Source organism: Gardnerella sp. C0026F2 (assembly GCF_056590715.1).
Window position 1 is genome coordinate 304,667 of record NZ_JBWPWR010000002.1, and the last position, 26,380, is coordinate 331,046.

Consider the following 26,380-nt stretch of genomic DNA (forward strand, 5'->3'; position numbering starts at 1 on the left):
GCACCGTGGCAAAATAAAAAGTTATGGTAGCAAAAAATGCGGGAATGCCCGCCACCCCAGAAGATCTAGTCGACGTCGACGCTTTGGTTGGCGCTTACTATGATGAAGTTCCAAATTCCAACATTCCAGAACAGCGCGTGATTTTCGGCACGTCCGGTCACCGTGGTTCTGCTTTGAAAACTTCGTTTAACGAAGCTCATATTGTGGCAATTACACAAGCTATTGCTGAATATCGCAAAAAAGCTGGCGTAACTGGTCCTCTTTATATTGGTCGCGATACGCACGCTCTTTCTGAGCCTGCTCAAAAAACCGCTATTGAGGTTTTGGTTGCTAACGGAGTTCACGTTCGCGTGGATTCTCGCGGCGATTTCGTGCCAACTCCTGTTGTTTCTCAGGCTATTTTGACGCATAATCGCGCAGCCGACGGCACTCAGCGTTTTAGCGGCGACGGCTTAGCTGACGGCATTGTCGTCACTCCATCGCACAACCCACCAACCGACGGTGGCTTTAAGTACGATCCTGTAACAGGCGGCCCTGCACCTGCGGATGTAACTAACGCAATTGCAGCTCGCGCAAACGAATTGCTCGACAATTACAAGTCCGTAAAGCGCGTACCTTTCGAAGAAGCAATCAAGTCTGATTTGGTTGAAGACTTCGATTACCGCGAACACTACGTTAGCGATTTGGCAAACGTTATTGACTTTGATGTGATTCGCTCTAGCGGCGTTCGTTTGGGAATTGACCCACTCGGCGGCGCAAGCGTAAACTACTGGCCACTTATGAACGAAAAGTACGGTTTGAACATTGGCGTTGTGCGTCCAGAAGTTGACCCAACTTGGCGATTCATGACTATTGACCACGATGGCAAGATTCGTATGGATCCAAGCTCCCCTTACGCAATGAAGGGCTTAGTTGATCAGCTTAACGCTGGCGCTTGGGATAAGTACGATTTGGTTGGCGGCACCGATCCAGATGCTGACCGCCACGGTATTGTGTGCCCTAACTGGGGCGTTATGAACCCGAACCATTACATTGCAGTGTGCGTTGAGTATTTGTTCGGCGGCGCTCGTCCGGATTGGCCAAAGAATACTGCTATCGGCAAAACGCTTGTGTCTTCTTCCTTGATCGACCGCGTGGCAGCTTCTATTAACGCTAAGCTTGTGGAAGTTCCTGTTGGCTTCAAGTGGTTCGTTGACCCACTCTTTAGCGGCGAAGTTGCTTTCGGCGGCGAGGAAAGCTCCGGAATGAGCTTCTTGCGCAAAGATGGTCGCGTTTGGACCACCGATAAGGATGGTTTGATTCCTGATTTGCTCGCTGCGGAAATTACTGCAAAGACTGGCAAGAACCCAGCTCAGCTTCACCAGGATCAGGTTGCTCGCTTTGGCGAAAGCTGGTATAAGCGCGTTGATACCCCAACCACGCTTGAGCAAAAGCAGAAGTTCGCATCTTTGAGCGGCGACGATGTTGAAGCAACCAAGCTTGCTGGCGAAGATATTACCGCAAAGCTTACGGAAGCTCCTGGAAACGGCGCAAAGATTGGCGGCTTGAAGGTGACGACTAAGAACAACTGGTTCGCTGCTCGTCCATCTGGTACCGAGAATATTTACAAGGTTTACGCAGAATCCTTCGTTTCTCCAGAAGCGCTTGACAAGGTGCTTGAGGAAGCTACTGCTGTAGTCGACAAGGCTTTAGCGTAACGTAATAATCTTGCGTAAATAAAGAATCTACTAATTGCGCTGGTTGCAATATGCAGCCGGCGCATTTTTGAAAGGTTTTGTCATGATTGTTGTTTCTACAGACGGTTCCGCGCTCGGAAACCCAAACGGTTCAATGGGTTGGGCGTGGGCAGACCACATTGACGAGTCTGGTAGCTCTAACGAACACCATCACACAGGCAATGCAGATGCTGGCGGCGCAACTAATGGCACAAATCAAATTGGCGAATTATGCGCGGTTTTGGAAGCTTTGCGAGCACATCCTGGAAACGAGCCGCTCACAATCGAAAGTGATTCACAATACGCTATAAACTGCGCAACTACGTGGATTCACGGATGGAAAAAGAACGGTTGGAAAAACTCTAAAAACGAGCCTGTTAAAAATGCTGAGCTGATTCGAGCAATCGACGCTGAAATTACTAAGCGCGAAGGTGCCGTAAAATTCGTGTGGGTTAAGGGACACGCAGGAAACGCAGGAAACGAAAAAGTTGATACATTAGCGCGCGGATATGCGGAAGATTGCCGAAATGGTTTGAAGGATGGATACTTGCCTTTAGAAGGCTGGAAGTCGCTTCTTGCTTCTGAATATGCAAAAGGTACGAATGTGCCAAGTGATGCAAAAATGCTTTTAGATGGCAAAATTTCTAATGCAGAATACCATCTTGAACGCACAGTTGGCGAAGATATTAATCCTGATTTTTCTGCACAAAATAGTAAAAACGATAGTGATTTAACTGAATCTACAAATGAATCAGCGCGCGAACAAACGCAAGAAGCAGCATGTGAAACGAAGTCTAAACAAGAGCAAGAAGAAACATGTGAACAAGCGCGTGAAACAAAGCGTGAAACGTTAGAAAATAGCGAAAAAGATGCACTATCAATAGAAAATAAACAAGATGTACACCAGCAAGATGCTGTAACTATTGTTCAAGAAGTTCCAAAAACAGAGCAAAATGTTACGCAAACTGCATCTAAACCAGTTCAAGGATTAAGTGTTTCTGGCGTGCTGCAGTTTACTCCCCCGCCAAACACAAGCCCAAGTTTTAACGGCGAGGCGCGTTTTATTTCCGGCACAATTAACGTAAGCGGCTACGTAGAACCAGACGGCACCTTGCATTTATCCCCAACCGCCTTCTACCTAAATCAATGATAAAGTCATACTAAAAATCTGCACGCAGACTAATATGGAAATGTACGAAAATGAGGCGCGCATAAAAGCACAAAGCCTCTCCCGCAAATAGCGATGGAAGTTCATCGGCGAACTCGGGAATAACAAAAACAAGAAAGCAGGAATAATGGATAAAGCACAACAAGATGCGCTTAAAAAAGCAGCAGGCATTGAAGCCGCGAAGATTGTAAAGAATGGAATGATGGTTGGTCTTGGCACCGGCTCTACAGTGCGCTTCTTGGTTGACGAGCTTGGCCGCAGAGTTAAGGAAGAAGGCTTGAGCTTCACAGGAGTCACCACTTCTCGTCGCACGCAAGAGCAGGCAGAAAGCTACGGCATTAAGATTCTCGACATTAACGAAGTGGATCACATTGACGTTACAATCGATGGTTCTGACGAAGTTGACAAGAACTTCAACGGAATTAAGGGCGGCGGCGCAGCTCTTCTTTGGGAAAAGATTGTGGCTATTAATTCCGACCGCATTGTGTGGATTGTTGATGCAAGCAAGGTAGTCGACACGATTGGCAAGTTCCCACTTCCTGTTGAGGTGATTCCATTTGGCTCCGCGCAGGTGATTCGTAAGTTCGAAAAGCGTGGATATAAGCCAGTTTTGCGTCTCGATGCAGACGGCAAGGAAGTGCGCACCGATGAGAACAACTTTGTGGTTGATTTGCACATGGAGCGCATTGAGCATCCACAGGAGTTGGCGAAGGATTTGATTGAGACTGTTGGCGTTGTGGAACACGGATTGTTCTTGAACATGGTTGACACGGTGATCGTCGGCGATCCAAACGGTCCTCGCACTCTTACGAACCCAAATAAGTAGCGAAACTAATCGAAAAGTAGAGTCCGCAAACGCGGGCTCTACTTTTTTGTATATAAAAAAGCGCCGGAAAAACCGACGCTTCAAAAAAGTCTTACGTGCCTAAACGTTCAGACACGCATCAACGCATAGCAAGAAAATTACTTGCGCTGGTGACGAGTCTTACGCAGCAGTTTGCGGTGCTTCTTCTTGCTCATCCGCTTGCGGCGCTTCTTGATGACAGAACCCATCTGAAGCCTCCATTCCTATGTAAAGTGTGCAACTTGCCTAATGTTACACCGTTTGAACGACTTTGTGGAGTGATATTACAAAGAACATCATTTTTTACAACAATTTACATCGGGAATTTGTGATAAAAACGCTCTACTGCTTGCTTTGCGCCTTTCACTTCAAAAACAGCAGTATCGTTCTGCCACAATGCACTAGCTTGCGATTTATCATTTTCATCATTTCGCAACACATAGCTACCGGAAGTCTTACCAGAAACTTGAATTTTTCCACTTGTAATATCAGAACCCTTAAGTCCATCAACTAACGCTTCATACTGCTTGTTCGCAGAATCGCGATTCGACCATTGAGCAACAGTTACAGACACTTCCCCATCTGGCTGACCAGTTGAGTACTTAACAGAATACTCTTCCAAAGGCGACGATTCAGTCCAATTTGCACTAGGTATAGCGTCAACACGAGCGAAATCAAGTACGCTATCTGGCATAGCCTTAAGCAATGCCGTAGAAGATGCTGGCAAAGGTTTCGATGGTATAGAAGGCGTTTTAGGCATTACCATATGATTTTTGCTCGCAACATTTTCGTGATTCAACGCCCAACCTGGCCACATAAACGCTGAAATTAGAGCCAAAACCACAATTACTGCAGCTGAAGTCAACACAACTAATAACTTGTTGTGTGATGAATTATTGACACTTGAGGAATTCATATTCAACGCACCCATCTTTGAAGCATTCATACTTGAAGCATTCGATTTCGACATACTTGCATTATGTCACATCGCGATGACGCTTTTAGTGCGCAAAAACGCTTTACAATCAAAAACAAATACAAAATATGATTGTCTAATAAAGCGTATAGCGTCGAGATATGGCTAGTAAATCTACTCTTCACTATTTATGCTCCGAATGCGGCTGGAGCGGCTCAAAATGGTACGGTCGCTGCCCTGAATGTGGCGAATGGGGCACAGTGAACGAGTTTAGAGAAGCGCGAGTTAGCGGATTATCTCGTACAACACGTGCATCGCGAGCAACAGCAATGCACACAACAGCATCGCGCACCTATTCACCAGATAGCATAACTACTTCCAATCGCAATATCGCGCATTCAACTCTCGATTCAACAACGTCCGCGCAACCAATTAGCGAAATTCAAGCAGACGACGCAATGCGCATCCACACTGGTTTTAGCGAATTCGATCGCGTATTAGGCGGAGGACTTGTGCCAGGCTCCGTAACTCTTGTAGCTGGAGAGCCAGGTATCGGAAAATCAACACTACTTCTAAAAACAGCAGCTTACGTATCTAAACAATCAAAAGAAAGCAACGCTCCCCCTGTATTGTATATTTCCGGCGAGGAATCAGCAGCGCAAGTTAAATTGCGCGCGTCTAGAATTAACGCTGTAAACGATTATTTATTACTTGCAACAACAGGCGATCTTGACACTGTACTAGATCTTATTGAAACGCATCATCCTACGCTTGCTATTGTCGATTCTGCGCAAACGATTTCCGCACAAGAAGTAGATGGCATTACAGGCGGTTCTACACAAGTTAGAGAAGTTGCGAGCGCACTTATAGACGTTGCTAAAACTAACAATATTCCGATACTTTTAGTTGGGCACGTTACAAAAGATGGTTCAATAGCAGGGCCGCGTACGCTTGAGCATTTAGTTGACACAGTATGTCAATTTGAGGGCGATACACAAACAGCTCTACGCATGCTAAGAGCTGTAAAGAATCGCTTTGGACCTACAGACGAAGTTGGCTGCTTCGATATGAGCGGTGAAGGAATTGAGGAAGTGCCGGATCCTTCCGGACTGTTTTTGTCTTCTACAGAAAACGATAATCAAGGTAAAAATGCGCAAGATGGCACAAACGACGGAACTTGCGTCACTTTTACGCTTGAAGGACACAGAAGCCTGCCGATTGAAATACAATCACTTGTAACGCAATCAGCTCTGCCCACTCCTCGCCGTGCAGTTTCAGGTGTTGATTCTAACCGTCTTGCAATGCTTACAGCAGTTTTGTATCGTCACGGACGCGTTAATTTACTTGCAAAAGATTTGTACGTATCTACTATTGCAGGAGCGTTGGCAAAAGAGCCATCTTGCGACTTGGCAATTGTAGCAGCTTTAACTAGCGCTGCCGCCGGGAAAGCAGTAACTCCTCAAACTTGCGCAATTGGTGAGATGAGCTTAACTGGTCAAGTTCGCCCAGTGCCAAGAATAGAGCCGCGATTGCGTGAGGCTGCGCGAATAGGATATAAGCGCGCTGTTGTGTGCCCGCTTCGAAAAAAGATTAATATTCCAGGATTGCAGATTGTTGAAGTGCGCAACGTTCGAGATGCGTTACAAGCGCTTGGATTGTGAAGATTCGTGATTTTATAGATTTGCAATTTTAGGAATTAATATAGGAGTTTAATATGATTGACTTTAGCGAATGGGTGTCTGTTGCTTCGCAAATGACAAATCGCTCGCTTGCTGGATCGCGCGTGCTTGTTGACGATACTGCAGAAAATAATACTTACGATAGTGCTGAAAATAATACTAAAAATAACAACAAAAATATTGAAAAATTCCTAAAAAGCTCACAGTCCTGGGGAATAATTCCTACAACCTGCAAAAAAGATGCAGATTTTGACGCCACACAATCATTAGAAAACCTAAAAAACACTACTATTAACGCCCCTAGCTTAAGCGGAAAAGACGCAATCGACTACGCGCAAAAACACATGCCCGTGATGCAAACACTTCTTAGCGAATTGCGAAAAAAAGAACTTGACTTGCAAGGAGTCAGAATAGCTGTTTGCCTTGTGTTGGAGCCAAAAACAGCTGTGTTACTTAGGGAATTACACGCTTATGGAGCAACAGTTGGCGTTTTTTGTGCACCAGACGAAACGGATCAGCGAGTAGCAGATCAGCTTAAAAAAGAAGGAATTGTAGTACAAGCAAATCGCAGTTGGACACCTGCACAAACACACGAAGGCGCACTAAAACTCTTAGACGAAATACAGCCAAACATAATCATTGACGACGGAGCTAGTTTTGCACGACTGGCAAGCTTAGAGCGCCCGCAAATAGCAGAAAAACTAATAGGAGTTGCGGAAGAAACAACAAGCGGAGTGCGCGCTTTCGAAGCAATGCAAGAAGCTGGCCAGCTAAACTACCCAGTAATCGCAGTAAACAACAGCGCCTTAAAAACCGACTTTGACAACCGGCACGGGACTGGCGAAACATGCGTTACAACAATGCAGAAAGTTCTTGGAAGCGCATGTTTTAGAAACGCTAAAGTTACGGTAGTTGGGTATGGCCCGGTTGGTCGCGGTTTTGCATTAAGAATACGCGCTCTCGGCGCTAACGTTACTATTTGCGACACAAATCCAGTTCAATCTTTGCGCGCAGTATTCGACGGATTTGAAGCTAAAAACCTTGAATGCGCTGTTACTTCAAGCACAATGATTGTTTCGGCAACTGGAGTTCGTCACACTATAACTTTGCAACACATGCAAAAAATGCAAGAAAATGCGATTTTGGCAGTTATTGGCGGAATCGCAAACGAAATTGCGCTAGACGAAATACGCGATTTTAAGCCAATTGTTGGAACATCGCAAAGGCAAATTCAGGTTCCGAACGGCCCACAAATCACACTGATAAGCGAAGGCGACGGAACCAACTACACTACTGGAGGCGGAAATCCGATTGAAATAATGGACTTTAGTTTTGCAGTTCAGGTGAGCGCAGTTGCATATTTACTAGAGCACAATGGGAAAAATGCAAACAAAAGCAATAACGGGAAAAATCGCCTTAATGCTGGAATCTACCAGCTACCCGAAGCTTCCGATAACCAAATAGCGAGTATTGCATTAGAAAAACGAGGTTACAGCGCGAGTGAAGCTAATAAAAACAACGGCTACAGATGGGATTTAACGCGATTTGCAGAAGAAGAATCAAATTAACTAAAATTCAATTAACAAAAGTTCAATTGACTAAAATCTAATTAACAAAAACATAATAAAACTGAGCAATAATAAAGTAAAACAACGAAATTATTTAATAACAATTCCATAAGGAACACAATGCTTCAAGATCCAATACGCGCACTCGCCCACCCAACGCCACTTAACGAAGTCACATTGTATAGCGCAGCGATGGTTATTCCAGTAACAGGACCTATTATTACCGAAGGAGCCGTAGCAGTATCTAACGGACACGTTGTACACGTTGGAACAAGACAGTGGGTGCTGAACACTCTAAAAGACGAGATGCCAAGCGAATCCTACAAGCAAATGTTCAACAATGAGAAGCATTGGCATGGGCTTATGACACCTGGCCTTATTAACGCCCACACGCATTTGCAATACACGAATATGGCAAGCGTTGGACTAGGAGAATATCGCAATTTTCACGATTGGGAACAGGGATTCAACGTCGTATACGACAAGCTCCAAGAAGAAAAGAAACAAAACCCTTCTATAACGCCTTGGAAAACTTCAGCATACGAAGGCGCCAGAATGATGGTTGAAGCTGGCACAACTGCTGCAGCCGATATTGTAACCGACATTGAAGCCGTTGGAGCGCTCGCAAGCCAGGGAATGCACGGAATAGCCTACTGGGAAGTAATGGGCTGGAAAAACGTTGATTGGAAGGAAGAAGGCTACGCTAAGCTGCTTAAAATGCTTGAGCATATGATGAACAATGGAAGCGTGCCAAGCATAGGAATTAGCCCACACGCTCCTTACAGCTTAGAAACTGAGCCTTTTGTGGACTTGCCGGATATTGCAAGACAGCTGAACATGCGATTGCATATACACTTGGCCGAAACCCCAATGGAAGCAGGAAATCACGCAGATACTCTGACCACGTATTCAGCTCCAGATTGGAACGCAAACATTTGGACAAGCTACAGCGAGCTGAAAGAGCACGGAATGACAGCTTCCGCAATTCAGTTTTTGGATCAGCTTGGCTCTCTTGGGCCAGACGTTCATATTGCGCACGGAGTTTGGGCAGATGGCGAAGATAGAAGGATTTTACGTCAGCGTGGAGTTGGAGTTGCGCTTTGCCCAAGATCTAACCGCATTACTGTTACAGAAAGAGACGCACCAATTCGCGACTACATGGAAGAAGGTAATTTGCTTGCTATTGGCACGGATTCGCTATCTTCTTCACCATCTCTTGACGTTTTGGACGATGCCGCGAAAGTTTACGATTTAGCAACAGCTCAAGGTTATAGAAAAGATGATTTATCTCATCGAATTATAAGAATGATGACTTTGGGCGGAGCAAGCGTTATGGGCCTACACGTTGGACCACACAGAATTGGTCAGATTAACGCTGGAGCTACAGCAGATCTTTCTTTCTTTGATATTCAAACCGATACGGATTCTCCTCAAGGAATTGAGGAAACTTTGCACAATTTTGTTCGCCACGGTGCCGGTAGTGCGAAGGCTACCGTTATTTCTGGAAATCTTGCTTATAACAACGGCGCATTTGCAAAGTAGCGCTTGCAAAGTAGCGCTTGCAAAGTAGCGCTTGCAAAGTAGCGCTTACGCGACAATACTTACAAAATATCGCCTACCAAACACTTACCCAGCAAAACAACAAAATACAAGTCAAATCAAATAAAAATAGGATATTACAATGAGTGTCAGCTTAGAAAATATGAGCGATTACGCAAAGAATCTAGTTAAAGAACTGCACCTAGAAGCCCACCCAGAAGGCGGCTGGTATAACCGCGACTGGCAAGCATCGCAGCTTTACAACGAAGCCAACACTGAAAATATTTCAGACGCGAGCGCAATCAATACGAAAGTCGACGAGAACGCTAGTGCAGACGCACCAAGACCATTGGCATCGCTTATTTACTTCCTTCTTCCCGCTGGAGATTCAAGCGCATGGCATAAGGTTGACGCAGACGAGATTTGGCTTTGGCACGGACCTGCAAATCTTACGATTGAGCTTGGAGGATGCGCTAAAAGCCCTTGTGACGAAGCTGATTTGCAGAGATTTACACTTGGAAATAGTGAGAATAGTAAAGGCTTAGAAGTGCGTGGACACCTTGTGATTCCTGCTGGAACTTGGCAGCGAACAGTTCCTAGCAATGCAGATGTTCTAGTTTCGTGCGTTGTAAGTCCTGGATTTACTTTTAGCGGATTTGATTTAGCTTAAAGATTTGTGCGTCACGCTGATTTTTCGCGGATTCTATAACTTGCTATAAGTAACTGCAATAACAACAGGGCTTACTATTCCGGTATCTTAATATAGACTTGTTTTGCGCAGCTTACTCACGCACTTGCCGCACGCACTTGCGTAAATACAGAAGAATCGCAGAATCTGCTACGCGAAGTACATAATTTATACAATAAAATTTCGAAAGTATTGCAATTATCAGCCAATACACAATGATATAAAAGGAGAGAATATGACTATTCGTTATCGTAAGACGCTGATTAAACATGCTATAAGGTTTGCAGCAGCTCTGCTAAGCGTAGCAACTTTAGCAGGAACCGCAGCATGCGGCGGAAGTAAGTCTGAAGGTAACAAAACTGTAGAAGCAAATGTGCTCACAGTTGGAACCGCTCAGCCAGCATACGAGCCGTGGATTCACAATAACAAGCCTGAAAACGGCGAAGGATTCGAATCAGCAGTTGCGTACGCTGTGGCCAAAAAGCTCGGCTACGATAAAAGTCATGTTAAGTGGGTTCGCACAACTTTCGACTCTGCCGTAACCCCTGGTCCAAAAGATTTTGATTTTAACATTCAGCAGTTCTCGATCACAGAAGAACGCAAGAAAACAGTAGACTTCTCCCCAAGCTACTACAACGCAACTCAGTCCGTAGTAGTTAAAAAAGACGGAAAATTCGCTTCAGCTAAGTCGCTTGCAGATTTGAAGTCCTCTACTATTGGCGCAATGGTTGGAACTACTAGCTACGATGCTGCTAAGAAGATTAAGGGCGATATTCAAACCTTTAACGACAACGATGCTTTAGCTCAAGCTTTGAACTCAGGTCAAATTGACGCACTTGTTATAGACACTCCTTCTGCTTTCGTAATGGTTCAAACCGACGAAGTTAAGAACAGCACTGTGGTTGGTCAGATTGCTGGTTCTGAAGATAAGGAAGGCATGGGAATTGTGCTTCCTAAGGATTCGAAGCTCACTAAAGATGTTACTAAAGCTATTAATGAACTTGAGAAAGACGGTACGCTTAAGAAGCTGCAAGATAAGTGGCTTGCTGAGTTTACGACTAAAGTTCGCGAGTTGAAGTAAAGCAAAACTCGCGCCACACCAAACGAATTGTAAAATAAGCTATATATTTAAGCGGTAAATTTAAGTGCGCAATCACTTTGATTTACCGCTTAAATAATTTCAGATAAAACACATTTATTTTAATTAAATAAATAATCGTTTGAAGTACTTAAATGCTTTAGTACAATAACTAAGGAATGTTCATCGCGTTGAAAGGCTTAAGGCTACGCCAATGACAGCACTTACAGGCAATACTGCTGAAACCCGAACGAATAAAACAACATCCGCAGAAGACTACAATGTCAATACGTCAAGCAAAGCGAACGTAGAAAACGCAAACGTAAGCGAAGTAGAGCGGAATCGTCGACTTATAAGAAAGAAGCAGAACCTACGTTCTGTAGGAATCAGTATTCTCAGCACTGTTGTTCTTGTTGGAGTTGTTGTTATAACGCTTGCAATGAGCCCAGGTTGGCCAAGAGTACGCGAAACATTCTTCTCTGGCAAATACTTTATGATATCTTTGCCATCTGTTTTGCAAGGTTTAATGCTTAATCTGCAAGTTCTTGTATTCGCTGTTATTGGTGTGGCAATACTCGGAACTTTAATCGCAGTTATACGCACAAGCACAAGCCCACTGCTGTTCCCTTTGCGAGTCATAGCGCAATTTTATACGACTATTATGCGCGGCATACCAATGCTTGTTGTGCTTTACTTAATCGGCTTTGGCATACCTGGATTGCAACTTTTTGGACGCATTCCGCCGTCAATACTTGGCACAATCGCCATTGTTATGAGCTACTCCGCATATGTCGGAGAGGTATTGCGAGCAGGTTTTGAGGACGTTCACCCTTCTATGCGAGCATCCGCAAGATCGTTAGGATTAACATCCGGGCAAACTGTGCGATTAGTGGTAATTCCGCTTGGTTTAAGGAAAGTTGCGCCTGCATTAATGAACGATTTTATATCAATGCAAAAAGACGCTGGACTTATATCTGTTTTAGGTGCTGTTGACGCTGTTAGAGCTGCGCAAATATCTGTTGCAACTTCTTATAATTTTACGCCTTACGTTGTGGCAAGCGTCGTGTTCATAGCGCTAAGTATTCCGTTTATTGTGCTGAACGATTGGTATACAGCAAGGTTGCGCAAACGCGAGCTTAACGGAGGAACTGTGTGATGAATAACTTAAATCAGCGTGAAAATCAGAAAGCAAATCAGAAAGCAAATCAGAAAATGAGCGAGCAAACAAACGCAAACGATAACTCAGATTCAACTCCAGTTTTGCGCTTAAGCAATATTCGTAAATCATATAACTCAACTCCTGTTCTTAAGGGTATTTCGTTTGATATCGCTTCACACGAAGTAGTGGCACTTCTTGGCCCTTCCGGAAGCGGAAAATCCACTCTTATGAAGTGCATTAATTTGCTTGAGTGCGTGGACGACGGGCAAATTTGGCTTGGAAATACGGATATTACTGACCCTCGCGTAAACCAGGATAAAATACGGTCTCAAATTGGAGTCGTATTCCAACAATTCAATCTTTTCACGCACATGACCGTTTTGGATAACGTTACTTTAGCCGCGCGTAAAGTACACCACTGGGATAAAGATCGCGCAGAAAGCCGCGCAATGGAGCTTCTAGCTAGGATTAAGCTTGAAAATAAAGCAAAGTCTTATCCTGATCAGCTTTCTGGTGGACAGCAGCAGAGAGTTGCGATTGCGCGAGCGCTTATGACAAGCCCACAGCTTTTGCTTTTAGATGAGATTACTTCCGCTCTTGACCCTATGCTCGTTGGGGAAGTTTTAGACATGGTTTCGGAGCTAAAAGCACAAGGAACAACAATCCTGATGGCAACGCACGAAATGCATTTCGCACACGAAGCAGCAGACAGGATTGTTTTGCTGAGAAACGGCATTGTGGCAGAAAACGGAACGCCATACGAAGTTATGGACGCATGCACAGACCCAGAAACGCAAAACTTCTTTAAGTCGTTCCACCACTAAAGCAAACGTGACTATCTGAAAGTTACTAACTAAAAGCTAGTTTTTAAGATTAAATATTTTCTGACTGCGTAATCTCGCGCACTTGCTCAACATTAGCTTTGAGCATATCTTTTAGCGCGTCAACTGAGTCAAAAGCCTGTTGCGGACGCAAGAAACTAGCAAACTCAATGCAAACGCGATGCCCGTACAAGTCTTTCCAATCGTCGAACAATCCGTAAGCTTCAACAGTGCGCTCTGCATCTTCTTCGCCATCTTTATTAAATGTTGGCTTAGTTCCAATAGAAATCGCAGCAGGCCAACGCCACGGAGAATGAACGCCTAAATGAAGCTCATCACGACGCAAAACACTCACATCTGGAACAGCATTTTTCGATGGCCTGACATCGTTCTTATTGTCAGCATCTAAATCAACAACCCAACCTGCATACACGCCATCAACTGGCACATAGCCTTCAATTTTTTCGCCAAGATTTACTGTTGGGAATCCAATCTCGCGCCCACGCTCGTCTCCATGAACTACTGTTCCTTCAACGCGATGCGGCTGATCCAAAATTTCACGCGCTTCTTTGACTCGACCAGTAGCCAACATCCAGCGCACATTTGTAGAACTCCAAGCACGCACTTTCTTATTTGGCATGCTCTTACTCCAAGCACGATATTCAGCTTTATTCATGCCCTCAGAAGGATCTTTAGGATCTCCAGGCTCCTGTGGAACTTCATGAACAATAGGATCAGGCACGCGAACGTCATCTGGACCCAAATCCTCTACTTCAATAAGCTCAAAAACTCCAGTTGCTTGAGACAACTCACGAATTGCTTTAATATCACCAGCACGACGAGCACCAAGCGCAGCATCAGAGCCAAGAACTAATGCTCGCATACCAAGCTTTCCAACAAGCTGGCCTAAGAAGAAACGGTACGATTTTGCAGCAAAAGCAAGGCTGTAGCGCACAATCACAACATGATCAACATCCAACTGCGACATCACGCGCAAACGTTGACGCACGCTTGTAAGAGCATCAGGATCGTCCGGAAGTTTAGAATTAACGTCGCCAAAATCATCGTATAAATCAGGATTAGCATGCACTACGCTTGGACGTGGATCAAACATAATCACTACTGAAAACGCTCCATGACGATGCGCAAGATCCACAGTACGACGAATAACCTCGCGATGACCTTTGTGCATGCCGTCGAATACGCCAATGGTAACAACCGCTTTACGCTCCGCACTTAACGTTGGCCAATTAATCATGCCGTTGGCATCTGGTCGAATGTCGATGACCTTCATGATATCCTTACTATCCGCGTTCAAGCATTACTCAAGCAAACTACGCAAAATACGCAATTCGTTATTTTAAATACTTATCTAGTTTACCAGTCTTCTCGCTTGCCGGAAATACCACAATTGGTTTGATTTGATTACTTTTTATATTTTTTGTCAATTCAACTACTGCAACAACGTCACATTCCTCAGTATTTGCGTTTGGAACGTACGCTATTGCAGGATAATTTTCGTAATTTATGCCAGATTTAAGCTCAATCCAGCGCCCAAAACGTAAGTCTTTAGCTTGATTCTCATCAATGCTTAAAGTTGGAAGCGAATACGAAGCTGCATCCATCATATTTAAGCAAATTTTAGGAAGCATATTATTTGCGTCAAAATCGTCACTAGGAACTGCTTTTGAGCGATGCTGCAATACTCCATTGCGATCAGTAAATTCTCGCATTTGAGCGCGAAGTTTAAGAACTCGCGAATCAGCAACCGAAAAATCACCAATGCTAGTGCGACGAAGCTGAGTAAGATGTCCACCAACTCCTAGTAAGCGACCTAAATCGCGAGCTAAAGCGCGAATATATGTTCCACTACTGCAAGAAACTTTTGCAGATATATCGCATACGAGTTTCCCACTCACTCCCCTAGTAATTCGAGGATTACTCACTGAAAAATCACTAACAAATATCTCTCTAGGAGCAATCTCTACTGACTTTCCTTCGCGCGCCAAATCATAAGCGCGTTGACCGTTAATTTTAATAGCAGAAAAAGCAGTAGGAGCTTGCATAATTTTGCCTACTAAATTTTCACTAACAACTTGCTTAATTCGCTCAAAAGACAGTGACTTTTCAAAAGACATGTCTTTATTAGCGACGTGAACCCCCGGACCTATATTTAATGCGTCATCCGGAAGAATTTCACCTTCTGCGTCATCAGTAGTAGTTGCTTCTCCTAAGCGGATTACTGCTTCGTAGGTTTTATTGTGCCCCAACATGTAATTTAAAAGTCGCGTTGCGTTGCCAAAACCTATGATTAACAATCCTGTTGCCATAGGATCAAGCGTTCCTGCGTGCCCAACTCGTTTTGTATGCAACAAATGACGAGCGCATGCAACAATATCGTGACTTGTAACACCCTGAGGCTTATCTACAAGCAGTAATCCTGAATCTGGTATGCACATAAGTTAAATCTAGCTACTATACGATTCACATTGAGTTTGCTTTGAGATTTAATTGTTGTCAGACGATTCAGACGTGTCTTCAAAGTCGTCGCTTTCAAAGGCATCGTCCTCTTCAAAGGCATCGTCGTCGTCATCGAAATCGTCGTCAGATTCTTCAACTTCGCGCGGCTTCTTATACGGATCGACATCGCCAGCATACTTAGCATTTTCACGCAACTTAGCTAATTCTTCATCACGATGACGAGCTGCAACAAGAATATCCTCAATTTCATGCGCTTCAGACGGCACTTCGTCATAAATGAATTTCAATTGAGGAGTCAAACGCAATCCAGCTTTTGCACCGACCAAAGAGCGCAGACGACCGTGAGCCTGCTGCAAAGCTTGTGCTGCACGCTGACGCTCGCCCTGCTCTTTGCCTTCGTGACCAAGTTGAGTCCAGTAAACCTTTGCAATTTGCAAATCGTTCGTAACGCGCACTTCCGTAATAGTCACACTCGCCAAACGCTTATCATGCAAATGCGATTCCATATTGGAAGCGATTACGCGCTGAATTAATGCTGCAATACGTGCAGCTCTAGGATTCGTTCCTGCCATAATTACTTGCGCTCAATCTGCTTCATTTCAAAGGTTTCGATTATATCGCCAAGCTCAATGTCGTTGAAGCTGCCGAGATTAATACCAGCTTCGTAACCTTCGCTAACGGATTGTACGTCATCCTTAAACCTACGCAAGCTGGAAATCTCCAGGTCGTTGACTGTAGCAACGCCGTCGCGCAAAATACGGCACTTCGTACCGCGCTTGACTTCGCCATCTTGAACCATAACACCAGCAATATTGCCGAACTTGGAAGAACGGAAGATTTCGCGAATCTCAGAGTGAGATGTGACAACCTCTTCAAATTCTGGCTTAAGCATACCCTTCAAAGCAGCTTCGATATCTTCGATTGCCTTGTAAATGACCGAGTAGTACTTAACTTCCACGCCTTCGCGATCAGCCAAATCAGCAACCTGACGGTTTGGACGCACGTTGAAGCCAATAATCACAGCCTTATCGACAGTTGCCAAGTTCACATCGTTCTGAGTAATTGCACCAACACCGCGGTGAATAACCTGGATGCCAACTTCCTCAGAGACCTCAATCTTCATCAAGGAATCTTCCAAAGCTTCAACAGAACCAGAAGAATCACCCTTAATAACGATGTTCAGCATGTCAACTTCAGACTTAGCGAACTGTTCCTTAAGGCTTTCAAGAGACACAACCTTGCGGCGCTTTGCAAGCTGAGCTGCACGCTCTGTAGCTGCACGCTTTTCTGCAATTTGACGAGCAGAACGGTCGTCCGAAGTAACCAAGAACAAGTCGCCAGCGGTTGGAACAGAAGTCAAACCAAGCACCTGAACAGGAGTGGAAGGAGCCGCATCCTGCAAATGCTTGCCGTTCTCGTCAAGCATAGCGCGCACACGACCATAAGAAGTGCCAGCAACAATAGAATCACCAACGTGAAGAGTACCTTGCTGCACGAGAACAGTAGCAACAGCACCACGACCCTTATCGAGTCGAGCTTCAATAGTTGCACCGCGAGCATCCATATTTGGATTTGCCTTAGGATCAAGCTCAGCGTCAGCAGTCAACAACACAGCTTCAAGAAGCTTATCGACGTTCGTGCCCTGCTTTGCGGAAATATCCACAAACATGGTGTCGCCACCGTATTCTTCAGCAACTAAACCGTATTCTGTAAGCTGACCGCGAACCTTATCTGGGTTAGCACCTTCAACATCAATCTTGTTCACAGCCACAACAATTGGCACATGAGCAGCTTGAGCGTGGTTAATAGCTTCAACAGTCTGAGGCATCACGCCGTCGTCTGCTGCAACAACAAGAATTGCAACGTCTGTAAGCTCAGCACCGCGAGCACGCATAGCAGTAAACGCTTCGTGACCTGGAGTATCGAGGAACGTAATCTTACGAGGCTTTCCTTCAAGATTTACAGTTACTTGATAAGCACCGATGCGCTGAGTAATGCCACCTGCTTCGCGATCGATAACATTCGACTTACGAATAGTATCGAGCAAGCGAGTTTTACCGTGATCAACGTGACCCATAACTGTTACTACAGGCGGACGAGACTGCAAATCGTCATCTTCTTGCAACTCTTCTTCGTCCAAATCGATGTCAAACTGCTGCAAAAGCTCTTTATCTTCTTCTTCAGCAGAAACAATGCTGATATTCCAGCCGATTTCTTCACCCAAAATTTGGAATGTTGATTCATCCAAAGATTGTGTAGCTGTTGCCATCTCACCCAAGTGGAAGAGAACAGTTACCAAAGCTGCTGGATTTACATCGATCTTTTCTGCCAAATCAGAAAGAGTTGCGCCTTGACGCAAGCGAATCGTAGCGCCGTTACCAGAAGGAATACGCACACCGCCAATCACTGGTGCTTTAAGCTCTTCGTATTCACGACGTTTCGCTAAGCGATTCTTACGAGCCTTAGAAGATTTACCACCTTGACGACCGAATGCGCCTGCAGCTCCTGCACGACCGCGACCGCCGCCACGCGATGGACCACCATTAGGTGCGCCTGCTGCAGCAGCCTGGAAGCTAGCTCCTTGAGACGCAAAACGAGATTCTGCAGATGGGCGAGAAGATGCACCAGAGCCTGCACCTGCGCCACCTTGACCGCGACGCTGACCTGACCACTGCGATGAGCGTGCGCCACCTTGACCAGAACGACCGCCACGTGAGCGACCACCGCGTTCTGCACGTTCACCACGCGAACCTTGAGCTCCAGCGCCAGCTTGACCCGGACGACCACCGCGGCCATTTTCAGCGCCAGGGCGAGACATCGGATGAGGACGTGGGATATCTCCAGGTGTAGGAGCACGCATACCTTGCTTACGGCTAAACGGATTATTACCAGGACGTGGAGCAGATGCACCTGCACCTTGCGCATTCTGGTGTGGACGAGGGCGAGGAGGCATTTGAGAACGATCTGAGTGAGATTGACCTTGAGCTTGCTGTCGAGATTCGCCGCGATTATCACGATTAACACGATTCTCATTGCGACGATCATTTTTTCTATTTTCGCCGGCAGCAGCATTAGAACGGGAAGCATTGTTTGAACGAGTATGATTTGCACCCGGTTTTGGAGCAGAATGAGAATCTGCGTTATGCTCAGGCTTGTTAGCAGAAGAGTCTGCTACAGAATCACTGTGTGACGAATCTTTAGCTTGAGGTTTAGCCTGCGGCTTAGCTTTTGGTGCAGCAGGCTTACTTGCACTAGATGTCTTTTCGGACTTATTTCCGTCAGATGCTAACGCTGTTTGCAAACGACGGACTACTGGAGCCTCAACTGTTGAAGAAGCAGACTTAACAAATTCGCCCATGCTCTTCAAACGCTCCAACACGGTTTTACTGTCTACACCAAATTCTTTGGCCAGTTCATACACGCGCTTTTTAACCACTCAGTGTTCTCCTCTGTCTGTGGCAGCGCTAGTACACGCGACCACTTTACATTATTGCGAGCTTATTATTTATTATCGTGCGATATATCATCGTGCGACCATGATCTTATACCTCGTCTCCCGCCGGACGATGGCTATTGCCTTTCGCCCAGATTCCAGCTTTTAGCATACTCGAAACGTTGGATTGGCTCGAGTGTCGCTAAATGCCATGCAAGAGACTACTTTATTTGCACACCACTAACAAAATAAACAATCAAGAAGTGCTAAACATTGCGGAAATATCAATACAAAACAATATTCAGCACTTCTCGATTAACAATCTATTCAGCAGCAGATGCGTTATTATTCAAATCAGCTGAAGCAGGCTGCGCATTTTGTGCTTGAACTGCAGCAACCTTCTTAGCATGCTCTTCTGCAGACTCAATACCAATCTTCCAACCAGTCAACTTTGCAGCCAAACGAGCGTTCTGACCTTCTTTTCCAATAGCAAGAGAAAGCTGAGCATCATGAATAAAAGCAACTGCAGTTTGATTCTTTTCACTCACTACTTGCACTTGTGTAGCAGTAGCAGGCGAAAGAGCAGCAGCAACAAACTTTGCTGGATCAGATGACCAATCGACAATATCGATCTTCTCTTGACCCAAGTTTTCCATTACAGCACGCACGCGTGAACCGCCAGGACCAATTAAAGCACCCTTTGGATTCACACCTTCAGTATTAGCTCTAACGGCAATCTTTGTGCGAGCGCCAGCTTCACGCGCAATCGACATAATAGAAACTGCTCCAGAAACAAGTTCCGGCACTTCTCGCTCAAAAAGACGACGAACTAATTCAGGATGCGAACGTGAAACAACAATTTCCGGACCGCGCAAACCACGAGCAACATTTACAACATATACGCGAATACGCTCGCCATGGCGGTAACGCTCACCTGGAACCTGCTCGCGACGCGGCAAAATAGCTTCAACGTCTCCAACAGCAACGTGGATATTAGTGTTATCTTTTGCGTCTTGTTGAATAATGCCGTTAATAAGCTTTCCTTTTTGACCAGAAAACGCACCAAATACGCGGTCATCTTCAGCTTTACGGAAAATTTGACTAATAACTTGACGAGCCGTTGCAGCAGCTAAACGACCAAAATCACGCGGAGTATCGTCATACTCCTCCCCCAGTGTTGGAGCTGGATACGGGTCATCTTCAGTAGGTTTACCAGGAATTTCATCCCTAGCCCACACAGTGAACGAACCTGCACGTTCGTCCAATTCAACTCGCACATGCTTTGCAGGATGAGCGGTTTTCATATACGCAAGACGCAAGGCCTCGGCGAGCGCCTCGTCCAGCTCCTCGGCATTAATCCCCTGCTGTGCCGCAAGCTGATGCATTCCCGCCAAATCCAATTCCATCGCGCACGTCCTCTCGTTATAACGCATTAATTTATGATTATTAATTGTAACTATTAAAGCACACTTATTTTTTTCTTCTAATAACAGTTAGCTTTAATTGTTACAGACTTAGAACAAATACCAAATTAATAAATCGATATTGGTCACAGTCAGTGGCTATTTTAGTAGATTATGCAGACACTTTATGTTTTGTTAAATGACATGCGCAAACAAGTAAAACGCAATATTACCAGAGCACTCGTGCTTCTTATATGCGTTTTAATATCTCCACTTCTAACAGCTTGCGGAACATTACAAAACATTCATGTCGAGCATACAGTTCACACAGCAGCTCCAGAAAATGCATGCGCTAAAGCATACAGGCTTGCACAAAAAAAGCAGCGCGAAATCAAGAAGAACAAAAATAACACATCCATTAAGGATTTTGAAACAGCAGCGAAATATTGGAAAACTGTCGCTCAGCAATGCCCAGGAAGATTAAGCGAAAGCATTGTATACAGCACGCAAGCTCAATGGGAAATGCTTTCGAAGAAAAATAGTAATGAAAATTCAAATAATATAAGCAATAAAAGCGAAAACGGAAACGGAACTGAAACTAGAAACGGAAACGAAAGCTCAGAAAATACAAAAACTACAACAGCGCAACAAATGGAGCACGATTCATACGCGAATCTTATAGAAGTAATAAATCATTACAAAGACTTCAAATGGACACATCAACCCTTAGCTCAAGCTGCAGAAGCTGAAGACAAACTTGCTTTTATTTTACAAACACTAGCAGCGAGAAAAGAGCAAAATATAGCATTGGAATACAGCGATATGGCGTCAACAAACGCTCAAACTCTTATGCGAGCTGCAGGAGAAGGAACAGACTTGCGCAAAAAAGTTTACGATATTCCTCAAGAGGCGTTAGAAAGCGGAAAAACACATGATTCAGCAAGCGGAAAAGATCTGCCGATTACGGCTATAGCTTATATGGATTGTGCTAGAGAAGAGCTAGATGCTTTTAATCAAATAATAGTTATTGAAGAAAATAAAACTAAAAGCGCGTCAAAAAACAATGACAACGAAGCAGGATACGAATACTCTGAAGTTCAAGCGAATAATGTTTTTAAGGATGCTGTAATAAAGCTGATTACTTCCAGACTATTGCGCGCCTACGCTCTAGGCTACCCAACAGATACAAATTTGGTTTTGAAATAGTATAATTTGGTATGGTCTCCAATACAGGTATAACTAATGTCGTTACTACATTATTTAAAACGTACACTGTCTAATCGCTTACCCAGAAAGGGCAATCGGCAAAAAGAGACCTACTATGCAATAGCTAGCAGGCCTCTTTTATATTCAACATAGATATATAACAAATGCAAGCTGAATATTACAAAACTTATATTTATAAATCTTAAATTATTTATCTCAAGTTATTCAAATGCTTCACGCTCCCACAGTGCGCTTAATGGTATTGCCCACAAATTGTCCGCCCACTGCATAATTTTTTGACCCAAATAAACAACGTATCCGCACTTAAATTCATGTCTTCGCGAAAGAGCTACAAGTCCCTTAAAATCGTTACGATTCAACATGCTAGAGCTTTTTACTTCCACCCCAACCAGATTTCCACGGAAACTTAGCACAAGGTCAACTTCTTTAGGACTGCTGCCAGTTTCACGCCAGTAGAAGCAATCCGGGTGCATTTTAGACCATTGCACGGCAGGCATAATCTGATTTACAACAAAACTTTCCAGCAAATTCCCATACATAACTGGATCTTCCAAAGGATTATGACCTTTACTGATCATTGTTTGAACGCTTAAAGACGTATCAACCGAATGCATCTTAGCTCTAGTAAAAGTTTGACGATTCGGCGCGGTTTTTATATTCGGGAGCGCATTTATTAAAAACCTGCGCAAGAATACGCTAACATAACGCTCAATAGTTCGCCTATCTAAAGCAAGATCTTGACCTATTGAACTCGTGTTAAGAATCCCACCAGGCGTACACAGCAATTTATTAAGTATGCTAACAGCCAAACTTCTGTCTAATCGTTCTCCTGGAAGAATAGTATCTCCCAACACCGCAAGAATATCGCTTGACACAAGCTTTTCGCGTTCCCAATCTTCATAAGAATCATATGATTGCTGATATTCTGGGAATCCGCCAGCAGCCATCATTTTATATACTTCTTCTCTGCTTATTTCTTTTTCATATTTAAGATTTGGATTACTTTCTATAAGATTATCTACAATATTTCCACTATTTTGAGTAATTTCGCACTGAGTAAAAGGACTCATTATAAAGTGCTGAGCACGCCTAGCAAGAGGATCTTGACCATCTAATCCGTTGCGATTTATAAGCGCACTACCTGTTAAAACATACTGAAGACTGTTTGAAGTTGAATTATCAACTATTTCTTTTATTGCAAGCGGAAGATCTGAAAGTCTTTGCGCTTCGTCAATAACAACTGGAGTACTAAGATTTTTTAGCCACCCATATAAATCTGTTGAGGCAAGCGCAAACGTATTTTCATCCGCAAGACTCACGTATGAAAACCCTTTAGACACAAGCTGACGCTTTGACATCATAGTTTTGCCTACAGCCCTTGCGCCTTCAAGAATTACGACTTTTCGTTTTGCGTGAAGAATAGCATCAGCAATTGGTCTAGGAAAATATTCGCTCATAAAAACAACTATACACGAAAAACGTAGTTTTTATACATTCGATGTACAATTTTTTGTACATTGGATGTACAAAAACTACAATATGCGCATATTACGCTCGCGCGCGAAACTCGCGTTGGAAGCACACTAATCTGCCCTGCTTTCGTCAATCGAGACACAGGCAGACCGAGCTTGCGCGGAAAGTCCACTGGACTTTCCGCCTGAGCAAGCTCGGCGAATTAAAAAAGCCTAAAGCAATTTTACATGCTTTAGGCTTGGTTAATTCGCGGATGAAGCGAGATTCGAACTCGCGGAGGAGTTTACCCTCACACGCTTTCGAGGCGTGCTCCTTAGACCGCTCGGACATTCATCCACTTGCGATTCGCGCAACGAATTCGCGCACAAACGCAACTTTTCAATTGTAAACCATGCCGCGAATATAAATTTATGGCGAGTTGAAACGTTATAACTCAGACGAATCACGGCGAGCGCGAATTTTTTCAGCGCGAGAAGCAAGCTCCTCATCAGGAGGATAAGCTACATATTCTAATGTCAATCCATGAGGATCAATTGGACCCGTCGAGCCTTCACGAAGAGGAACATTAATCTTTTCCTCAAACCAATCAATAGAACGCTTTCCACAACCGATTTGCACACAAGCTTGCACCAGAGAACGCACCATATTATGCGCAAAAGCATCAGCGACAATAGTAAATTCAAGCAAGCCTTGTTCAATAGGAAGAACAAACCCAGTACTATTTTGCGCATCATTTGACCCAACTCTATGCCATCGAGCCTGCTTAACTTCGCGAATAGTAGTTCCGCCAGGATTCGGCTTAGCAAATGAGCCAAAATCATGCAAACCAACCATAAGACGCGCAGCCTGATTCATAGCATCAACATCAAGCTCTGAATCGAAACGCAAAACAAAGCCGCGCATACGAGGATCATATTTAGCTTTGCAACACCCATCAGCAATACGATACACATATGTGCGCTCTAACGCAGAAAATCTAGCATCAAAACCATAAGGCGCAACACTAACCTTGTGTATAACAATATCCTGCGCAAGAACGTGCCTCAGCCTATACTCCAGCGCACTAACACCATCTAAACCAGTATGCCCTATGCAACGCTGCAATGTTTCATCTGAAATATCTAAATGACACACTTGATGAGATGCGTGAACGCCAGTATCCGTACGACCAGCAACAGTAAGACGCAACGATTCAGTAGGATCATTTTCCGGTACGCGCAAAACCATATGCAATGCTGCTTCAATATCACCTTGAACAGTGCGCAAAGTAGGCTGCTTAGCCCAACCATAAAATCCGCCGCCGTCATAAGCTAAATCCAAGCGAAGTCGCATTTAAAAACCTTTCCAAACAGACTTTACACTAACTTTTCTTATCCGAACCGCCCACAAGCGCAAAAGCGCTCATAACACTACGAATCAGCTCATGAGTCTTTGAATCCATATGCATCGCAACCTTCAATAATTTAGGAACAACTTCCGACCAATGCGAAGACATTTCATCAAAAGTTGGGTAACCCAAATTACTAAAAATCTTATAAGCAGCGTCAATCCTGCGCTTGCGCTCTTCAAACGGCAAATTCATCATCCACTCGTTCGCTGCCTTAGAAACTGCCAGCGCGCGCGGCGTTACGCAATCGCAGTAATCAAAATCGCCATTCTTAACTTGCCAATACATGCCAAAATGTTGCATTAAGCCAATAGAATCGGCAGTCGTGACTTTATACGGCACCCCAGTATCCATAATCAGTCCAATAAAAGCAGACTGCGGAACTACTTTTTCAATACGACTTGAAACATTCGCAAAAACGCTTGTATCCACTACATCAGACGCAAAACCAGGGCCGTCCATAGAATAAATTTTTGATACAAGGTCACCTAGTTTTTGACTTGTAGCATCTAAGCGCATAGCCGCATAAGCAGCCATGTTCCCACCTTTTGAATGACCGACAACAATAATATTTGAATTATTATTTTGCAAGTCTACGGAAGATTTTGAAAAGCGGGCAAAAAGTTTGTTCGCAAAAAGTTTATTAAAGAAGTTTTTATTAGAATAACGTTTGCTATATCTTTGCGCTACAGAAGTCAAATATTCAGCAGCAGATTCTTGCGCTGGTACTGGGCAGCGGAAAGCCATGTTGAAATCTTCTTTCCACCCAACAAGCGTATTGTCAGTGCCACGATACGCAACAACAAGAGTATGAGGATTATCAATCCCCTCGCAATTGCTAAGATCAAAAGTAACTCCAGCAAACTGCTGTTCTAATGATTCGTTAATATTAGATTCATCAAACCTCTCAAGATACTCCCCTACGCGAATTCCCCTATACCTAGGGCTGGAAGCGACAGCAAGAAGCAGCTTCCTACGGAATTTATCTACTTTAGGAGCCCCAGAAGCAAACATTGACGAATAGTTTTCCATTCTAAGCAATTCGTTAATAGATACAGTAGAAATATTCTTTGGATTATCGCAATATTTGGGCACATGCGTTGGCATATTTATATAAGATAGCTCGCACAAAATCAGCGCATCTACGGCATTAAACTTGCGCTGAGCGAAGGTAGAGAAATCGTTGCGCAACAAATCAATAACATTCGACATAATTCAATAATAATACAAATAAAAAACGAGCCGAGGAATTAACCTCGACTCGTCTTAGCAATTCTTTAAGAAGCGATTAAACGCTTGCTTTAAGATTCACTTTACCGATGCGTAAAGCTGGAATGCAAACTACTCGGCAGCTTCTTCTTTAGCTGCAACCTTGGTAGCTGCTTCAGCTTCCTTCACAACAGCCTTCTTTGGGCTTACTGGCTCAGTTACGAGCTCAATAATTGCCTGAGGAGCGGTATCACCACGACGTGGAGCAATCTTCACGATGCGGGTATAACCACCTTCACGCTGCTTCATCTGCTCAGCGATCTGAGTGAAAAGCACGTGAACCACGGACTTGTTGCGAATTACACGCAACACACGACGACGCGAATGCAAATCGCCACGCTTAGCGAATGAAATCAAACGCTCAGCAAGCGGACGAAGACGCTTTGCCTTTGGCAACGTCGTTACGATACGACCGTGCTGGAAGAGGCTGGTCGCCATATTGGCCAGCATCAGGCGCTCATGAGCCGGGCTAGAAGCCAGACGAGGGCCTTGTTTCGGTGTAGGCATTATTACTCCTTATTGTCGCATCGTT

At 44.3% G+C, this 26,380-nt stretch carries 22 protein-coding genes and 1 tRNA gene; 11 read left to right on the forward strand and 12 right to left on the reverse strand.

Annotation, left to right across the window (positions count from 1 at the left end):
• Window positions 1-23: 23 nt before the first annotated feature.
• From pgm to rpiA, 3 genes are all read left to right on the forward strand, one after another.
• On the forward strand, window positions 24-1,697 hold the full coding sequence (gene pgm / locus AC1EK3_RS03770) for a phosphoglucomutase (alpha-D-glucose-1,6-bisphosphate-dependent) (protein WP_480033185.1): 1,674 nt from the start codon (window positions 24-26) through the stop codon (window positions 1,695-1,697).
• Window positions 1,698-1,731: 34 nt separating this feature from the next.
• Window positions 1,732-2,865 carry a ribonuclease H family protein gene (locus AC1EK3_RS03775; protein ID WP_480033184.1) on the forward strand — a complete coding sequence of 378 codons (1,134 nt, stop codon included), beginning with the start codon at window positions 1,732-1,734 and terminating at the stop codon, window positions 2,863-2,865.
• 145 nt (window positions 2,866-3,010) lie between these two features.
• Window positions 3,011-3,709 carry a ribose-5-phosphate isomerase RpiA gene (gene rpiA / locus AC1EK3_RS03780; protein ID WP_415687252.1) on the forward strand — a complete coding sequence of 233 codons (699 nt, stop codon included), beginning with the start codon at window positions 3,011-3,013 and terminating at the stop codon, window positions 3,707-3,709.
• 137 nt (window positions 3,710-3,846) lie between these two features.
• Here rpiA and AC1EK3_RS03785 read toward each other — a convergent pair whose 3' ends face one another.
• Together AC1EK3_RS03785 and AC1EK3_RS03790 are read right to left on the reverse strand one after the other, a co-directional pair.
• Complete coding sequence (locus tag AC1EK3_RS03785) at window positions 3,847-3,936, reverse strand: 30S ribosomal protein bS22 (protein ID WP_004268639.1); 90 nt, start codon at window positions 3,934-3,936, stop codon at window positions 3,847-3,849.
• A 104-nt stretch (window positions 3,937-4,040) separates the two neighbouring features.
• Window positions 4,041-4,697, reverse strand: a complete 657-nt coding sequence (locus tag AC1EK3_RS03790) for a hypothetical protein (RefSeq protein ID WP_415687250.1) — start codon at window positions 4,695-4,697, stop codon at window positions 4,041-4,043.
• Window positions 4,698-4,804: 107 nt separating this feature from the next.
• Between AC1EK3_RS03790 and radA the strand changes: the two genes are divergently transcribed.
• The 7 genes from radA (at window position 4,805) to AC1EK3_RS03825 (ending at window position 13,178) form a co-directional block, all read left to right on the forward strand.
• Window positions 4,805-6,304, forward strand: a complete 1,500-nt coding sequence (radA, locus tag AC1EK3_RS03795) for a DNA repair protein RadA (RefSeq protein ID WP_480033183.1) — start codon at window positions 4,805-4,807, stop codon at window positions 6,302-6,304.
• Window positions 6,305-6,357: 53 nt separating this feature from the next.
• Window positions 6,358-7,890 (forward strand): adenosylhomocysteinase, encoded by a 1,533-nt coding sequence (locus AC1EK3_RS03800; RefSeq protein ID WP_480033182.1) that lies wholly within the window; start codon window positions 6,358-6,360, stop codon window positions 7,888-7,890.
• Window positions 7,891-8,010: 120 nt separating this feature from the next.
• Window positions 8,011-9,432, forward strand: a complete 1,422-nt coding sequence (locus tag AC1EK3_RS03805) for an amidohydrolase family protein (RefSeq protein WP_480033181.1) — start codon at window positions 8,011-8,013, stop codon at window positions 9,430-9,432.
• A gap of 139 nt (window positions 9,433-9,571) precedes the next feature.
• Entirely contained in the window at window positions 9,572-10,099 is a 528-nt protein-coding gene (locus tag AC1EK3_RS03810) for a cupin domain-containing protein (RefSeq protein WP_415683301.1), read from the forward strand.
• Between the two features lie 253 nt (window positions 10,100-10,352).
• A complete protein-coding gene (locus AC1EK3_RS03815) occupies window positions 10,353-11,198 on the forward strand; it encodes an ABC transporter substrate-binding protein (RefSeq protein ID WP_415687243.1) in 846 nt (281 codons plus the stop codon).
• A gap of 211 nt (window positions 11,199-11,409) precedes the next feature.
• The gene (locus tag AC1EK3_RS03820; protein WP_480033180.1) at window positions 11,410-12,351 is read left to right on the forward strand and encodes an amino acid ABC transporter permease; all 942 of its coding nucleotides are present in this window, start codon (window positions 11,410-11,412) and stop codon (window positions 12,349-12,351) included.
• Window positions 12,351-13,178, forward strand: a complete 828-nt coding sequence (locus AC1EK3_RS03825) for an amino acid ABC transporter ATP-binding protein (RefSeq protein ID WP_119527066.1) — start codon at window positions 12,351-12,353, stop codon at window positions 13,176-13,178. Before AC1EK3_RS03820 ends, AC1EK3_RS03825 begins: the two co-directional genes overlap by 1 nt.
• A gap of 49 nt (window positions 13,179-13,227) precedes the next feature.
• On the opposite strand, the gene ribF is transcribed toward AC1EK3_RS03825, so the two are convergent.
• The 5 genes from ribF to nusA all read right to left on the reverse strand — a co-directional run bounded on the left by ribF (window position 13,228) and on the right by nusA (window position 20,495).
• Window positions 13,228-14,469 (reverse strand): bifunctional riboflavin kinase/FMN adenylyltransferase, encoded by a 1,242-nt coding sequence (ribF, locus tag AC1EK3_RS03830; protein WP_415683299.1) that lies wholly within the window; start codon window positions 14,467-14,469, stop codon window positions 13,228-13,230.
• 61 nt (window positions 14,470-14,530) lie between these two features.
• The gene (gene truB, locus AC1EK3_RS03835) at window positions 14,531-15,634 is read right to left on the reverse strand and encodes a tRNA pseudouridine(55) synthase TruB (RefSeq protein ID WP_480033179.1); all 1,104 of its coding nucleotides are present in this window, start codon (window positions 15,632-15,634) and stop codon (window positions 14,531-14,533) included.
• Window positions 15,635-15,682: 48 nt separating this feature from the next.
• Window positions 15,683-16,228 carry a 30S ribosome-binding factor RbfA gene (gene rbfA / locus AC1EK3_RS03840; protein WP_480033178.1) on the reverse strand — a complete coding sequence of 182 codons (546 nt, stop codon included), beginning with the start codon at window positions 16,226-16,228 and terminating at the stop codon, window positions 15,683-15,685.
• A gap of 2 nt (window positions 16,229-16,230) precedes the next feature.
• Entirely contained in the window at window positions 16,231-19,092 is a 2,862-nt protein-coding gene (gene infB, locus AC1EK3_RS03845) for a translation initiation factor IF-2 (protein WP_415687908.1), read from the reverse strand.
• A gap of 320 nt (window positions 19,093-19,412) precedes the next feature.
• Window positions 19,413-20,495: a transcription termination factor NusA gene (gene nusA, locus AC1EK3_RS03850; protein ID WP_480033177.1), complete on the reverse strand. Its 1,083-nt coding sequence runs from the start codon at window positions 20,493-20,495 to the stop codon at window positions 19,413-19,415.
• 171 nt (window positions 20,496-20,666) lie between these two features.
• On the opposite strand from nusA, the gene AC1EK3_RS03855 reads away from it, so the two are divergent.
• Entirely contained in the window at window positions 20,667-21,698 is a 1,032-nt protein-coding gene (locus AC1EK3_RS03855) for a hypothetical protein (RefSeq protein ID WP_480033176.1), read from the forward strand.
• A gap of 221 nt (window positions 21,699-21,919) precedes the next feature.
• Here AC1EK3_RS03855 and AC1EK3_RS03860 read toward each other — a convergent pair whose 3' ends face one another.
• The 5 genes from AC1EK3_RS03860 to rplQ form a co-directional block, all read right to left on the reverse strand.
• Entirely contained in the window at window positions 21,920-23,176 is a 1,257-nt protein-coding gene (locus AC1EK3_RS03860; protein WP_480033175.1) for an ATP-binding protein, read from the reverse strand.
• A 266-nt stretch (window positions 23,177-23,442) separates the two neighbouring features.
• Window positions 23,443-23,528: transfer RNA gene (locus tag AC1EK3_RS03865), tRNA-Ser, on the reverse strand.
• A 90-nt stretch (window positions 23,529-23,618) separates the two neighbouring features.
• Complete coding sequence (gene truA, locus AC1EK3_RS03870; protein ID WP_480033174.1) at window positions 23,619-24,524, reverse strand: tRNA pseudouridine(38-40) synthase TruA; 906 nt, start codon at window positions 24,522-24,524, stop codon at window positions 23,619-23,621.
• A 28-nt stretch (window positions 24,525-24,552) separates the two neighbouring features.
• A complete protein-coding gene (locus AC1EK3_RS03875) occupies window positions 24,553-25,791 on the reverse strand; it encodes an Mbeg1-like protein (RefSeq protein ID WP_480033173.1) in 1,239 nt (412 codons plus the stop codon).
• Window positions 25,792-25,920: 129 nt separating this feature from the next.
• Complete coding sequence (gene rplQ, locus AC1EK3_RS03880) at window positions 25,921-26,355, reverse strand: 50S ribosomal protein L17 (protein ID WP_004129014.1); 435 nt, start codon at window positions 26,353-26,355, stop codon at window positions 25,921-25,923.
• Between the last annotated feature and the right edge of the window lie 25 nt (window positions 26,356-26,380).